We start from the raw sequence: 13,228 nt of genomic DNA on the forward strand, positions 1-13,228 counted from the left end.
GGCGCGAGCTCACCAGTAACTCCCTGAACAAACAAGAGCAGGACAGGTCCACGGCGTCGCCGGGAGCTGCTCCCCGACGAAAAGGTACGTGAAAGTGGTTTACGCAGTTGTGCGCGCCGGTGGCCGGCAGGAGAAGGTCGAGGTCGGCACCATCGTGACGATGGACCGCATCAAGGCCGACAAGGACGGCAACGTCGAGTTGGCTGCCGTCCTGCTCGTCGATGGTGACAAGATCACCTCTGACGCGAAGTCCCTCGCCAAGGTGAAGGTGACCGCCGAGGTCCTCGGTGACCTGCGCGGCCCGAAGATCGTCATCCAGAAGTTCAAGAACAAGACCGGCTACAAGAAGCGCCAGGGCCACCGCCAGGAGCTCACGCGCGTCAAGATCACCGGCATCAAGTAGCCGACAGCGAACCTCTCGAGGAGAAGAAGACATGGCACACAAAAAGGGCGCGAGTTCCACTCGCAACGGTCGTGACTCGAACGCGCAGCGCCTCGGCGTGAAACGCTTCGGCGGCCAGACCGTCAACGCCGGCGAGATCCTGGTCCGCCAGCGCGGCACTCACTTCCACCCGGGCGTCAACGTCGGCCGTGGTGGCGACGACACCCTGTTCGCCCTCGCGGCGGGCTCGGTCGAGTTCGGCAACAAGGGCGGCCGCAAGGTCGTCAACATCGTGGCCGTCGAGGCCTGAGCCTCACCCACGACTGCACTTCACGGATGGGCGGGCTTCGGCCCGCCCATCCGTCGTTTACACCGATCTGAGGAGCACCATGGCAACGTTCGTCGACCGCGTGACGCTTCACCTGCGCGCGGGCAACGGCGGCAACGGGTGCGTCTCCGTCCGCCGCGAGAAGTTCAAGCCGCTTGCCGGCCCCGACGGCGGCAACGGCGGGAACGGCGGCGACATCGTCCTGGTCGCCGACCCGCAGGTCACGACGCTGCTGGGCTATCACCGCCACCCGCACCGCTCGAGCGACAACGGCGGCTTCGGCATGGGCGACCACCGCAGCGGACAGACCGGCGGCGAGCTGGAGCTCCCCGTGCCCGTCGGCACCGTCGTCAAGACGGCCGACGGCGAGGAGCTCGTCGACCTCACCGAGCCGGGCATGCGCTTCGTCGCGGCCGCGGGCGGCCTCGGCGGCCTTGGCAATGCGGCCCTCGCCACGACCAAGCGCAAGGCGCCGGGCTTCGCTCTCTTGGGAACCCCCGGCTGGGAGGGCGATGTCCTCCTCGAGCTGAAGACGGTCGCCGATGTCGCGCTCGTCGGCTATCCCTCGGCGGGCAAGTCGAGCCTCATCGCCGCGCTGTCGGCGGCGAAGCCGAAGATCGCCGACTATCCCTTCACCACGTTGCACCCCAACCTCGGCGTGGTGCAGGCCGGTGACGTGCGCTACACCGTCGCCGACGTCCCCGGCCTCATCGAGGGAGCGAGCGAAGGCCGCGGTCTCGGTCTCGAGTTCCTGCGGCACGTCGAGCGCTGCTCGGCCCTGCTGCACGTGCTCGACTGCGCAACGCTCGAGCCGGGGCGCGACCCGCTCAGCGACCTGGAGGTCATCCTCCGCGAGCTCGCGGCGTATCCGGTGCCGGAGGGTCAGGTGCCGCTGCTGGACCGCCCGCAGCTCATCGCCCTCAACAAGATCGATGTGCCCGACGCGCGCGAGCTCGCCGACTTCGTCCGTTCGGACCTCGAGGCGCGCGGCTACCGGGTGTTCGAGATCTCCACTGTCAGTCACGAGGGCCTCCGCGCGCTGTCGTTCGCGTTGGCCGAGCTGGTCGAGGAGGCTCGGAGGGCCGAGGCGGCCGAGGCCGAGGTGCGCCCGCGGATCGTCATCCGGCCTAAGGGCGTCGACGACGCCGGGTTCACCGTGAAGGTCGAGGGCGGCTCCGACGGGCCGGTGTACCGCATCCTCGGCGCGAAGCCCGAACGCTGGGTCGCGCAGACCGACTTCGCCAACGACGAGGCCGTCGGCTTTCTCGCCGATCGCCTGGCCAAGCTCGGCGTGGAGGACCGGCTGTTCACCGCGGGCGCCGTCGCTGGCTCCACGGTCGTGATCGGCCGGGGCAACGGCGTGGTGTTCGACTGGGAGCCGACGCTGACCTCCACCGCCGAGCTGATCAGCTCGCCGCGCGGAACGGATGCCCGCATCGACGCGAGCCATCGCCCCACCAGAGCGCAGCGTCGCGAAGACTACTTCGACCGGATGGACGGCAAGGCCGAGGCCCGCGCCGAGCTGCTCCGCGAGAAGGAGGCCGGCCTCTGGCAGGACGACGACTACGAGGACTACGACGGCCAGGACTCCGGTTCCCGGGGCGAGGCGGAAGGCGGGACGGGCAGGGAATGACGATCGACGAGCGCGCCCAGGTCCCGACCGCCCGACGGATCATCGTGAAGGTCGGCTCGTCCTCCATCAGCGGTGAGAACGCCGGCCAGATCGGCCCGCTCGTCGACGCCCTCGCCGAGGCCCACGGCCGCGGTACCCAGGTCATCCTGGTGTCGTCCGGCGCCATCGCGACCGGAATCCCGTACCTGTCGCTCGATGAGCGCCCGACCGACCTGGCGACCCAGCAGGCCGCCGCCGCCGTCGGTCAGAACGTGCTCATCTACCGCTACCAGGACAGCCTGGACCGCTACGAGATCGTGGCGGGGCAGGTGCTCCTGACAGCGGGTGACATGGAGAATCCGACGCACCGCAGCAACGCGAAGCGTGCGATGGAGCGGTTGCTCGACCTGCGTATCCTCCCCATCGTCAACGAGAACGACACCGTCGCGACCCACGAGATCCGGTTCGGAGACAACGACCGGCTCGCCGCCCTCGTCGCGTTGCTGGTGGAGGCGGACCTGCTTGTCCTGCTCTCCGACGTCGATGCGCTGTACACGAAACCTCCGCAGGAGGAGGGCGCCGAGCGCATCGCCGTGGTCGGCTGGGGCGACGAGCTCGCCGGGGTGGAGATCGGGTCGACGGGTCTCTCTGGCGTCGGCACCGGAGGAGCGCTCACCAAGGTGTCCGCCGCGCGCCAGGCGGCCGAGCAAGGCACGGCGGTCATCCTGACGGCGACCACACTCGTCGCGGACGCCCTGCGCGGCGAGCCCGTCGGCACCTGGTTCGCACCGGCGCCGAGCACGGACGACGTCGAGTACGTCACGAACGCCACCGCTTAGACTTGACCCATGTCTACGACCACCGCCGTCCCGGTCTCTGCCGCCGACCGCCTCAGCGCGGCCAAGGCCTCGTCGCCGGCGCTCGCGACGGCGACCACGGAGCAGAAGAACGCCGCCCTGCGGGCGATCGCCTCCGGAGTGCTCGCGGCTGAGCAGAGCATTCTCAGGGCGAACGAGCTCGACCTCGCCAACGGCCGCGAGAACGGCCTGTCCACGGGGCTCCTCGACCGGCTGACCTTGAGTCCTGCTCGACTCCAGGGTCTGGCCGACGCGGTGCTGGAGGTCGTGGGGCTGACCGATCCGGTCGGCCAGGTGGTCCGCGGCAGCGACCTCCCGAACGGCGTGAAGATCGCCCAGACCCGCGTGCCGTTCGGTGTCGTCGGCGCCATCTACGAGGCGCGGCCCAACGTCACCATCGACATTGCGTCGCTCGCCATCAAGAGCGGCAACGCCGTCGTCCTCCGTGGAGGAACCGCCGCGCTCAACACGAACCGGGTGCTCGTCGACGTGGTGCGGGAGGCGCTCGCGAGCGTCGGCCTGCCGGCGGACGCCGTGCAGACCATCGACGAGTTCGGGCGAGACGGAGCGAACGAGCTGATGCGCGCCCGCGGGCTGGTCGACGTGCTGATCCCGCGGGGGAGCGCCGACCTCATCCAGGCGGTCGTCTCGCAGTCGAGCGTGCCGGTCATCGAGACGGGCGCCGGTGTGGTGCACATCGTGCTCGACGAGAGCGCGCGCGAGGACTGGGCCGTCGACATCGTCCGCAACGCCAAGGTGCAACGTCCGAGCGTCTGCAACGCGGTGGAGACCTTGCTCGTGCACCGCGCAGCGGCCGAGCGACTGCTTCCCCCCGTGCTCGGCTCGCTCGCCGAGGCAGGGGTCACCATCCACGCCGACGAGACGGCACTGCCCTACGCTCCCGAAGGCGTGCCGGTGACCGACGAGGACTACGCCACGGAGCACATGAGCCTCGACATCTCGGTGCGCGTCGTAGACGACCTGGACGCCGCGATCGCGCACATCCGGCGCTACTCGACCCAGCACACGGAGGCGATCGTCACCAACGACCTCGGCAACGCCGAGCGCTTCCTCGCCGAGGTCGACTCGGCCGTCGTGATGGTCAACGCGTCGACCCGGTTCACCGACGGCGGGGAGTTCGGCTTCGGAGCCGAGGTCGGCATCTCGACCCAGAAGATGCACGCGCGGGGTCCGATGGGTCTGCCAGAACTGACGAGCACCAAGTGGATCGTCCGCGGGTCCGGCCAGATCCGTGGGTGAGCGACCACTAGACTGAACAACGGCCACGCGCCAGAGCGCCGCGAAAGGAACACCACCAATGTCCCACTTGACGACCATCCTCGCCGCAGCGGAGACTCACGTCGAGCTGCCCATGCCCACCTGGGCGTTCGGCGCGATCGCCATCGTCATCTTCCTGGCGCTGCTCGGTGTTCTCTTCAGCTACCGCGACGTCGCGAACCGCCACGGCCACCGGTCGGCCTCGGATGCCGCGTCGCACGCCGGCGCACCCGGTGCGACGCACCACGGTACCGGCCACCCGACCCAGGGGCACTGAGCCGCATCCCGGCATGGAGCTGACCGAGAAGAGTCGCCCACGCATCGGCGTGATGGGCGGCACGTTCGACCCGATCCATCACGGCCACCTGGTCGCTGCGAGCGAGGTGGCGCAATCGTTCGACCTCGATGAGGTCGTCTTCGTCCCGACCGGACAGCCGTGGCAGAAGGGGGAGGTCACCCCAGCCGAGCACCGCTATCTCATGACGGTGATCGCGACGGCCTCCAACCCGCGGTTCACGGTAAGCCGGGTCGACATCGACCGGGTCGGGCCGACTTACACGTTCGACACGCTGCGCGATCTCCGCGAGGAGCGGCCGGACGCGGAGCTGTTCTTCATCTCGGGCGCGGACGCTATTGCGCAGATCCTCAGTTGGCGAGACGTCGACGAGCTCTGGAAACTCGCGCATTTCGTGGCTGTGAGTCGTCCGGGACATGACCTCAATATTTCTGGATTGCCGAAACAAGACGTAAGCTTGTTGGAAGTTCCGGCCCTGGCGATCTCGTCCACCGACTGCCGGAGCCGGGTGAGCAGGGGATTCCCCGTCTGGTACCTCGTCCCCGACGGGGTGGTCCAGTACATCTCCAAACATCACTTGTATCGGAGCGTGGCATGACGTTGTGGCCTGAAGAGCCAGCGGAAGCGAGCCAGCCGCCGCAGACACGGCGACAGGCCAGAGAGAATGAGCGCACCGCCGCACGTCAAGCAGCGCGCGGTGTCGGCACCTCAGAGCCCACCCCCGCCGGTGAGATCCCCGAGACCTCGGCCGCACCATCTATTGCCGACACTAGGGCCGCCGACGAGGCGCAGCCGCCTGCCATCCCGGCCACGGCCTTTGCCGAGCCCGGCGTCACGTCTCCGTCCGGTGCAGGGAGCTTCGACAGCCTCCTCTTCAGCGTCCCCCAGCGTGCCGATGTCGATGCCACCTCGGATGCCTCGGCGTTCGACCTGTTCCGTCAGGTCCCCGATCCGTCCAAGCCCGAACCGGTGACGAAGCCGATGGCGTTCGTGCCCTCTCCAGCGGCGGCTCCCGCTCCGGCGGCGGCTCCCGCTCCGGCGGCGGCTCCCGCTCCGGCGGCGGCTCCCGCTCCGGCGGCGGCTCCCGCTCCGGCGGCGGCTCCCGCTCCGGCGGCGGCTCCCGCTCCGGCGGCGGCTCCCGCTCCGGCGGCGGCTCCTGCTCCGGCGGCGACCCCCGCTCCCGCTCCAGCGGCGGCCCCGGAGCCCGCTTTGCCCGCTGCGGAGACTCCGTCCGCCCCCCGTACGGCCGATTCGACCGGTGAGCGGACGCTGACACGTCGCGAGATGCGGGCGATGCAGCAGGCGCAGGCGGCGAACCAGCAGGCCAACCACTCGCCGGCGATCGCTGACCCTGTCTTCCCGGTGAGTTTCACGCAGGACGACGACGCGGCGCCGGCCGAGCCGCAGGCCGCACCGGTGAGCGCTCGTCAGGCCGACGCGACTCCCGATACCGACGTGAGCTCCTCACCGACGTCCGTGTTCACGGCATTCGGCGCTCCGACGACGGCAGCGCCTGTGCCAACCGCTGCCGCTCCGACCGCTCAGCCGGTGCGGAGCGTGACCGACGACAAAGACGACGGCGTGTCCGCGCACGAGCGCCGGCCGTTCACCCCGCCCACTGGGCACTGGTCGACCGCGGCCGAGCTGGAGGACGGCGCCGAGCCGATCACCTCCCGTAACGTCGGGCACTCGACGGCTGCCACGACGACGAACGCCCTCATCCTCCCGACGCTCCCGCAGGCTGACGCGACCGCTCCGCTGACGAGCATGGGGGAGATCCTGGTGACCGGTTCGATCGACCTCCCGCGCACGCTCGGCGCCACGGGGACGCATGATCGGATCGACTCGTCCGACATCGACCGTCTCCTCGACAGCGAGGAGAACGAGTTCAACACCTCCGAGGTCGCGCCCGTCCGCGCGTCGCGCGCCATCAGCACCCACACGTCGACGCGTGGGGTGATCGCGCCGCCCAAGAAGCGCGGCAACACGCTTCCCGTCGTGCTCATGGTCACCGCTGGCGTGCTCGCGGTCGGGGTGATCAGCCTCCTGATCGCGGCGTACGTCCTCAACGTGTTCTGATGACCCGCTCGACATCGCACTGCTCAATCGTGAAGGACTCTCTGTGACCGCCTCCCCGCACGCCCGGGACATCCTGCAGATCGCGGCTGCCGCCGCCGATGCGAAGGGGGGCATCGACCTCGTCGCGCTCGATGTGTCCGGTCCGCTCCCGCTGACGGACGCGTTCCTCCTGGTGTCCGGCTCTGTCGAGCGCAATGTCATCGCCATCGCGTCCGAGGTCGAGGACCGGCTCAACGACGCCGGCGTGCGGACTCTGCGCCGTGAGGGCAAGGCCGAGGGCCGTTGGATCCTTCTGGACTTCGGCGATCTGGTCGTCCACGTCTTCCATGAGGAGGACCGCATGTACTACGCGCTCGAGCGTCTCTGGAAGGACTGCCCGGTGCTCCCGCTGGAGCTGCCGGTGCACAGCGCCGACTAGTTGTAGTTCCCCGTGAGGTTGTGAACGCGGGCTGAGGGGACGAGGCCGCCGATTCCGGTGTGGGGTCTGTGGTGATTGTAGTGATGGAGCCAGGTGTCGTAGGTTGCGGCTCTGGCTTCGTCGCTGAGGTAGGCGTGCGCGTAGGCCCACTCGGTGGCCAGGGTGCGGTTGAATCGTTCGACTTTCCCGTTGGTCTGCGGCCGGTAGGGGCGCGTGCGCCGGTGCTTGACTCTCGTGCCGAGAGCGTCGGCGAACAGTTTCGACCGGTAGCACGCACCGTTGTCGGTCATGACCGCGGTGACGGTGATCCCAGCGGCGGTGAAGAACGCGTTGGCGCGCAGCCAGAATCCGGCGGCGGTCTCTTTGCGCTCATCGTTCAGGATCTCCGAGTAGGCCAGCCTGGAGTGGTCATCGATAGCGTGATGCAGGAACGCATAGCCGCGGCCGCGGTGCCGGGACGGTGCTGCTGCCCGCCCCAGGACTCGGTGGCCACCACCATCGGGGATGCGGCCGAGCTTCTTGATATCGACATGGACCAGCTGGCCGGGGCGAGCGTGCTCATAACGGACAGCCCTCGGTTTGCGGATAGGGAGCCCGGTCGCTTGATCGAGGTGGTGCAGTAGCGGCATCCGATACCGGGCCAGCACCCTGCCCACGGTGGAACGGGGAACACCGAGGTGGTAGCTGATCCGATGCGGACCCCACCGCCACCTGAACCGCAACGCCACGATCCGGCGCTCCAACCGGGCCGGACACCGATTCGGGGACGAGTGCGGGCGGGAGGGTCGGTCGGTCATCGGCAAGCCTGCGCGTGCCCGATCGACCCACCGTTTCGCCGTCGCGGGCGAGCACTGGAACCGTTCCGCCACCCGCCGCAATGACCACCCGCGCTCCAGAACCAGCTCGACCAGCCGTCGACGCCCTTCCGGCGTCAACGGTGCATTAGCGTGAGTCACGAAGACCTCCGTTGGCTAGATGTGAGTGTGGTAACCCACATCCTCCACGGAGGCCTTCGCTCACCTCAACCGTTCACAACGTGTCGGGGAACTACAACTAGTCGCCCGCCGCATTCAGCTGTCTTCCAGGTCAGCGCGAGATCTCCCTCATGGGGGTCGGATCGACGGCGACGGGCCACACGCCCGGGCTGCGAACTCGATTTTCGTTGCGAAGCCCGCGTGTAGTACGCTGAATGAGTTGCCCGGGAGGCCCCGGGAGAACTGAATAACGGGTCTGTGGCGCAGCTGGTAGCGCACCTGCATGGCATGCAGGGGGTCAGGGGTTCGAGTCCCCTCAGATCCACCGTGCGAGTTGGAACCTCTGTTCCAGATGAGTCGCGAGAGAAGTCACGCACAGGGAGCCCGGCCGATGGCCGGGCTCCCTGTGCGTGTTGCGCGTATGCTCCGAATAGCCACCATCGCTTAGGCTTCTGCCAGTCAGTCACTCGACCGCCGGGGGGTGTCCTCATGACCGATCTGCCACGCCGCCATCAGGGCGCGCGCGGCCCGGCCCCCGTCCGACACGGGAGGCTGCCGCGGCGGCGGCTCTTCGTCTCGGCCTCCAAGCTGCTCGCCGGTGTGGCGGCGGTCGCCCTGGTGAGCAGCGTCTCCGTCGCCGCCTATGCGGTGTGGGACGTGGCTCGTTCGGTCAAGCCCGGCGTCCACCTGGCATCCCTGCCCGGCCACACGACGCTCCCTCAGGGCATCCCGAACGTCAGCGCGATCGCGGGTGGCGTCAACCTGCTGCTGGCGGGAACCGACAGCCGAAGCGGTCTGGGCGGCGTCTACAACTCCGCCGACGAACAGAACGCCAGTTCCGGCGAAGGCAACAACGACGTCACGATGCTGCTGCACATCGCCCAGGACCACAAGAGCATGATGGTGGTCAGCTTCCCCCGGGACCTGATGGTGCGGATCCCGAGCTGCCCGGCACCCGACGGTGGCGGGAGCGTGAGCGGCTCCTCGAGTGCGCAGTTCAACACCGCGCTGTCCCGGGGCGGCCTGGCCTGCGTCGTGCTGACGGTGGAGAAGCTCACAGGGCTCACGATCCCGTTCGGGGCCGTCATCAACTTCAACGGAGTCAGCGCGATGTCGACGGCGGTCGGCGGAGTGTCGGTGTGCCTGGCGTCCCCTGTGACCGACGCGTACACCAACCCGCCCCTCGATCTGCCGGCGGGGGAGAACACGCTGGCCGGGGACGAGGCGCTGTCGTTCCTCCGGAGTCGCCACGGCGTCGGCGACGGCAGTGACCTGGGCCGTATCTCGAACCAGCAGGTCTTCCTGTCGGCGCTCGCCCGCAAGATCGTCAGCGGAGGCGTGCTGTCCAACCCGGTGCAGCTCTACGCGCTCGCCAAGGCGGCGGTTCAGAACATCACCCCGTCGGACACGCTGACCAACCCGACGACGCTCGTGCAGATCGCGCTCGCGCTCAAGGACACCGGGCTCCAGCACATGGTGTTCCTGCAGTACCCGGCGGTCTCCGACCCCGACGACCCCAACCGGGTGATCCCGGATGAGTATGCGGCATCCGCGGTCAACGACGCGCTCGTCAACGACCAGCCCGTCGCCCTCACCGGCTCCACGGGTCGCGCAGCGGAGGATCCGTCCGCGACGGCGACGCCCATACCGACCGACTCGTCCGCTCCCACCGACACCGCGACCACAGCGCCGGGCGACACGGGCTCCACGACGCCGGCGCCCACCACGACATCGGGCGCGGTCGAACTGCCGTCGAGCGTCACCGGGCAGACGGCGGCGCAGCAGACCTGCACCAAGGGCAACAACTGACCGGTCGGGATGGCCGTGCAGCCGGCGCGCCTGCACCGTCGCCGACAGCCGCGGCCGGGCGACGGCACGGAGCGCCGCCCCCTGATCCACGACCCACACGGTACGGTCGTTCGCGTCGGTGCTTGCGCGCGGGCGGGCCGGGTCGTTGAATGAGTCCATGGCTGGGGAGAAGATGACGTCGCTGCAACTGCGCGTCCTCCTCATCGCCATCCTCGCCAGTTTCGTCGCCTTCCTCGACGGGGCCGTCATCAACGTCGCCCTGCCGGCGATCGACAAGGAGTTCGGGGGCGGCCTCCCGCTGCAGCAATGGGTGGTCGACGCCTACCTGGTCACGCTCGGGTCGCTGATCCTGATCGCCGGCTCGCTCTCGGACGTCTTCGGCCGAAAGCGCATCCTCTACGTCGGCCTGATCGGGTTCGCGATCACGTCGCTGCTGTGCGCCTTCGCGCCGAGCGGTGTCTTCCTGGTGCTGTCGCGCGCCCTGCAGGGTGTCGCGGGTGCGCTGCTCGTGCCCAGCTCGCTGGCGATCATCATCTCCCGGTTCGAAGGCCCGGCGCAGGCGAAGGCGATCGGGCGCTGGACGGCGTGGACCGGCATCGCGATGATCGCCGGCCCGGTCGTCGGCGGGTTCTTCGTCGACGCGCTGTCGTGGCGATGGGTGTTCGTCATCAACGTGGTCCCGATCGCGGTAACCCTGGTGCTCATGCTGACGCTCGGCGACACCGACAAGGGCATGGGAGGCCGCGTCGACATCCTCGGAGCGGTGCTCGGCTCGGTCGGACTGGCGGGTACCGTGTTCGCGCTCATCGAGCAGGGCACGTACGGCTGGGGGAGCCCGAGGGTCTGGATCCCGTTCGTGGTGGGTGTGCTGTCCCTGGTCGGCTTCTTCGTCGCCGAGACCCGCGTGAAGCAGCCGATGCTCCCGCTCGGGCTGTTCTCGGTGCATAACTTCTGGGTCGGCAACCTCGCGACAGCCTTCGTCTACGGTGCGCTGTCGTTCGGCCCGCTGATGGTCACGCTCTTCCTGCAGCAGGTCGCCGGGTTCTCGGCGTTCGTCGCCGGTTTCGTCTTCATCCCGTCCACGCTGTGCATGCTGCTGCTGTCGAGTTACTTCGGCGGGCTGGCCGGCACGTACGGTCCCCGTTTCTTCATGGCGTTCGGGCCGATCCTGGCGTCGTTCGGCTTCCTCTGGCTGCTCATGATCGGCCGCGGCGTGAACTACTGGCTGGGGCTGCTGCCGGCGGTGCTGCTGTTCGGCGTCGGCCTCTCGATGACGGTCGCGCCGCTGACCAGCGCGATCTTGGGCTCCATCCATCCCGGCCAGGCGGGTATCGGGTCCGCCGTGAACAATGCCGTCGCCCGCATCGCCGGGCTCCTCACGGTCGCCATGGCCGGCATCGTGATCGGTCAGAAGCTAGACGTCGACGGCATGCACCGGGCGATGCTCGCGACCGCGGGCCTCCTGATCGTGGGCGGTGTCGTCTCGGCGATCGGGATCCGCAACCACGAACCGGCCGCGGAGCTCGTTCAGACCGCGATCGACTGACCCGCCAGAGCGAGCATCACGACGTCGACGATGGCGCACGTCATGATGAGCTGCATCAGCAGCCGGGTCGGACTCCGCCGAAGCAGCAGCACGACGCCCACGACGACCGCGGCGAGTCCGATGACCAGGCCGACGATCAGCAGCGGACGCGCAGGGAGGCCGGGGCCGAACGAGATCAGGGCCGTCGCCAGCGCCAGACACGCGAAGGCGATCAGACCGCTGGCGCGCGCGCCGAGGCGGTGCGGGAGGCCGCGGATGCCGGTCTGGGCGTCGTCGGCGAGGTCGGGAAGCACGTTGGTGACGTGCGCTGCGACACCGAGCAGGGCGCCGGCGGCGAGCACCCAGGGCGCCGGCCAGGCGGGAGCGGCCTGGCCGAGCGTCGCGATCGCCGGGAGCAGGCCGAAGCTGACCGCGAACGGCATGAACGAGAACACCGTCGACTTGAGGCCGAGGTTGTAGGCCCAGCCGCCCGCGAGCGCGACGGTGTGCGCGATCAAGGCCCCGAGACCGAGGAGCCAGGTCGCGATCACGGCGAGCACGAGGGCCGCGAACGCCGACGCGCTCACTGCGCGGATCGGGATGTCGCCCCGCGCGGCCGGCTTGTCGGCGCGTGCGACCTCCCGATCCCGCGCTGCGTCGAGCCAGTCGTTCGACCAGCCGATCGAGAGCTGGCCGAGCAGGACGGCGAGAGCGAGGAGACCGAGGCGGCCGGGCGGATAGCCGAGGCCGATCCCGAGCACGGTCGCCACCACGGTGACGACGACGGAGGGTCCCGGGTGGCTGGCGAGCAGCAGCGAGATCGGCTTGGACGCCATGCCGCCATCGTAGGCGGTGCCGTGCCGGGCGGGAGGCGACACCACGCACAGGATCTGCGTCACATCGCCTACAGCGGGGTGGACGCGGCGCCGGCCTCGGTGTCGCCGGGGTTCCGAGGGTGACGCGTCAACTTTTTTTCGGAAATCCGGAATAGCGCCCGGATGCATGCAGTTGCATGGATCTGACAGCGTCCGACAGCGCAAGCTTCCAGCAAGGAGAACCGAATGACCATCGACATCCCCGGGTACAAGGCCGGCACCTGGACCATCGACCCCGCCCACAGCGAGGTCGGCTTCAGCATCCGCCACCTCATGATCAGCAAGGTCAAGGGAGTCTTCGAGAACTTCGACGCCACCTTCGTCACCGCCGAGAACCCACTCGAGTCGACGGTCTCCGCGAAGGCTCACGTCGCCTCGATCAACACCAAGAACGGCGACCGCGACGCGCACCTGCGCACCGGCGACTTCTTCCTGGCCGAGGAGTTCCCGACGATCGACTTCGTCTCGACCGGCGTGCGTCACGAGGACGGCGAGTTCCTCATCGACGGTGACCTCACGATCAAGGGCGTGACCAAGCCCGTCACCTTCGAGTTCGACTTCGGCGGCTTCGGCCAGGACCCGTACGGTAACTACAAGGCCGGCGCGACCGCGAAGACCAAGGTCAACCGCGAGGACTTCGGCCTCACCTACAACGCGGCGCTCGAGACCGGTGGGATGCTGCTCGGCGACGACGTCACCATCACTCTTGAGCTGCAGGCGGTCCTCAGCCAGGCCTGAGCACGATCGGAAGCGCCCTCGTTCTCATGAATGAGGGCGCTTCGTCGTTCCCAGCGGG

At 68.9% G+C, this 13,228-nt stretch carries 15 protein-coding genes and 1 tRNA gene; 13 read left to right on the top strand and 3 right to left on the bottom strand.

Translation table 11 applies throughout. The features are described 5' to 3' along the window. Nucleotides 1–94: 94 nt before the first annotated feature. The 7 genes from rplU to nadD all read left to right on the top strand — a co-directional run bounded on the left by rplU (nucleotide 95) and on the right by nadD (nucleotide 5,350). Complete coding sequence (gene rplU / locus ACPPVW_RS14980) at nucleotides 95–403, top strand: 50S ribosomal protein L21 (protein ID WP_055916382.1); 309 nt, start codon at nucleotides 95–97, stop codon at nucleotides 401–403. Between the two features lie 31 nt (nucleotides 404–434). Then, on the top strand, nucleotides 435–692 hold the full coding sequence (gene rpmA, locus ACPPVW_RS14985) for a 50S ribosomal protein L27 (RefSeq protein WP_055916380.1): 258 nt from the start codon (nucleotides 435–437) through the stop codon (nucleotides 690–692). 79 nt (nucleotides 693–771) lie between these two features. Beyond that, on the top strand, nucleotides 772–2,343 hold the full coding sequence (gene obgE / locus ACPPVW_RS14990; protein ID WP_426623884.1) for a GTPase ObgE: 1,572 nt from the start codon (nucleotides 772–774) through the stop codon (nucleotides 2,341–2,343). Beyond that, entirely contained in the window at nucleotides 2,340–3,161 is an 822-nt protein-coding gene (proB, locus tag ACPPVW_RS14995) for a glutamate 5-kinase (RefSeq protein WP_426623885.1), read from the top strand. Before obgE ends, proB begins: the two co-directional genes overlap by 4 nt. A gap of 9 nt (nucleotides 3,162–3,170) precedes the next feature. After that, the gene (locus ACPPVW_RS15000) at nucleotides 3,171–4,439 is read left to right on the top strand and encodes a glutamate-5-semialdehyde dehydrogenase (RefSeq protein ID WP_426623886.1); all 1,269 of its coding nucleotides are present in this window, start codon (nucleotides 3,171–3,173) and stop codon (nucleotides 4,437–4,439) included. 58 nt (nucleotides 4,440–4,497) lie between these two features. After that, nucleotides 4,498–4,734 carry a hypothetical protein gene (locus tag ACPPVW_RS15005; RefSeq protein WP_426623887.1) on the top strand — a complete coding sequence of 79 codons (237 nt, stop codon included), beginning with the start codon at nucleotides 4,498–4,500 and terminating at the stop codon, nucleotides 4,732–4,734. Between the two features lie 13 nt (nucleotides 4,735–4,747). Beyond that, a complete protein-coding gene (nadD, locus tag ACPPVW_RS15010) occupies nucleotides 4,748–5,350 on the top strand; it encodes a nicotinate-nucleotide adenylyltransferase (RefSeq protein ID WP_426623888.1) in 603 nt (200 codons plus the stop codon). 340 nt (nucleotides 5,351–5,690) lie between these two features. Here nadD and ACPPVW_RS15015 read toward each other — a convergent pair whose 3' ends face one another. Beyond that, nucleotides 5,691–6,125, bottom strand: a complete 435-nt coding sequence (locus ACPPVW_RS15015) for a hypothetical protein (protein WP_426623889.1) — start codon at nucleotides 6,123–6,125, stop codon at nucleotides 5,691–5,693. Between ACPPVW_RS15015 and ACPPVW_RS15020 the strand changes: the two genes are divergently transcribed. Both ACPPVW_RS15020 and rsfS read left to right on the top strand, forming a co-directional pair. Continuing rightward, nucleotides 6,115–6,831, top strand: a complete 717-nt coding sequence (locus ACPPVW_RS15020) for a hypothetical protein (protein WP_426623890.1) — start codon at nucleotides 6,115–6,117, stop codon at nucleotides 6,829–6,831. The two genes, ACPPVW_RS15015 and ACPPVW_RS15020, sit on opposite strands and share 11 nt — an antisense overlap. 43 nt (nucleotides 6,832–6,874) lie before the next feature. Further along, complete coding sequence (gene rsfS / locus ACPPVW_RS15025) at nucleotides 6,875–7,249, top strand: ribosome silencing factor (RefSeq protein WP_426623891.1); 375 nt, start codon at nucleotides 6,875–6,877, stop codon at nucleotides 7,247–7,249. On the opposite strand, the gene ACPPVW_RS15030 is transcribed toward rsfS, so the two are convergent. Continuing rightward, nucleotides 7,246–8,205, bottom strand: a complete 960-nt coding sequence (locus ACPPVW_RS15030) for an IS481 family transposase (protein ID WP_426623892.1) — start codon at nucleotides 8,203–8,205, stop codon at nucleotides 7,246–7,248. The two genes, rsfS and ACPPVW_RS15030, sit on opposite strands and share 4 nt — an antisense overlap. 270 nt (nucleotides 8,206–8,475) lie before the next feature. Between ACPPVW_RS15030 and ACPPVW_RS15035 the strand changes: the two genes are divergently transcribed. From ACPPVW_RS15035 to ACPPVW_RS15045, 3 genes are all read left to right on the top strand, one after another. Further along, nucleotides 8,476–8,548 (top strand) — tRNA-Ala (locus tag ACPPVW_RS15035). A gap of 164 nt (nucleotides 8,549–8,712) precedes the next feature. Continuing rightward, nucleotides 8,713–10,032, top strand: coding sequence for an LCP family protein (locus ACPPVW_RS15040; protein WP_426623893.1), 1,320 nt, complete (start codon nucleotides 8,713–8,715; stop codon nucleotides 10,030–10,032). Between the two features lie 157 nt (nucleotides 10,033–10,189). Beyond that, a complete protein-coding gene (locus tag ACPPVW_RS15045; protein WP_426623894.1) occupies nucleotides 10,190–11,578 on the top strand; it encodes an MFS transporter in 1,389 nt (462 codons plus the stop codon). On the opposite strand, the gene ACPPVW_RS15050 is transcribed toward ACPPVW_RS15045, so the two are convergent. After that, nucleotides 11,560–12,456 (bottom strand): UbiA family prenyltransferase, encoded by an 897-nt coding sequence (locus ACPPVW_RS15050; RefSeq protein WP_426623895.1) that lies wholly within the window; start codon nucleotides 12,454–12,456, stop codon nucleotides 11,560–11,562. The two genes, ACPPVW_RS15045 and ACPPVW_RS15050, sit on opposite strands and share 19 nt — an antisense overlap. A 162-nt stretch (nucleotides 12,457–12,618) precedes the next feature. Here ACPPVW_RS15050 and ACPPVW_RS15055 point away from each other — a divergent pair, with 162 nt between their 5' ends. Further along, nucleotides 12,619–13,170: a YceI family protein gene (locus ACPPVW_RS15055; RefSeq protein WP_426623896.1), complete on the top strand. Its 552-nt coding sequence runs from the start codon at nucleotides 12,619–12,621 to the stop codon at nucleotides 13,168–13,170. The last annotated feature ends 58 nt before the right edge of the window (nucleotides 13,171–13,228 follow it).

This window comes from Leifsonia sp. McL0607 (genome assembly GCF_049993355.1).
Classification (GTDB): domain Bacteria; phylum Actinomycetota; class Actinomycetes; order Actinomycetales; family Microbacteriaceae; genus Leifsonia.

Bases quoted from the DNA above. Each gene is read 5' to 3' on its own strand.
- rpmA (WP_055916380.1), top strand. From the start codon at position 435: ATGGCACACAAAAAGGGCGCGAGTTCCACTCGCAACGGTCGTGACTCG.
- obgE (WP_426623884.1), top strand. From the start codon at position 772: ATGGCAACGTTCGTCGACCGCGTGACGCTTCACCTGCGCGCGGGCAAC.
- proB (WP_426623885.1), top strand. From the start codon at position 2,340: ATGACGATCGACGAGCGCGCCCAGGTCCCGACCGCCCGACGGATCATC.
- ACPPVW_RS15000 (WP_426623886.1), top strand. From the start codon at position 3,171: ATGTCTACGACCACCGCCGTCCCGGTCTCTGCCGCCGACCGCCTCAGC.
- ACPPVW_RS15005 (WP_426623887.1), top strand. From the start codon at position 4,498: ATGTCCCACTTGACGACCATCCTCGCCGCAGCGGAGACTCACGTCGAG.
- nadD (WP_426623888.1), top strand. From the start codon at position 4,748: ATGGAGCTGACCGAGAAGAGTCGCCCACGCATCGGCGTGATGGGCGGC.
- ACPPVW_RS15040 (WP_426623893.1), top strand. From the start codon at position 8,713: ATGACCGATCTGCCACGCCGCCATCAGGGCGCGCGCGGCCCGGCCCCC.
- ACPPVW_RS15045 (WP_426623894.1), top strand. From the start codon at position 10,190: ATGGCTGGGGAGAAGATGACGTCGCTGCAACTGCGCGTCCTCCTCATC.
- ACPPVW_RS15055 (WP_426623896.1), top strand. From the start codon at position 12,619: ATGACCATCGACATCCCCGGGTACAAGGCCGGCACCTGGACCATCGAC.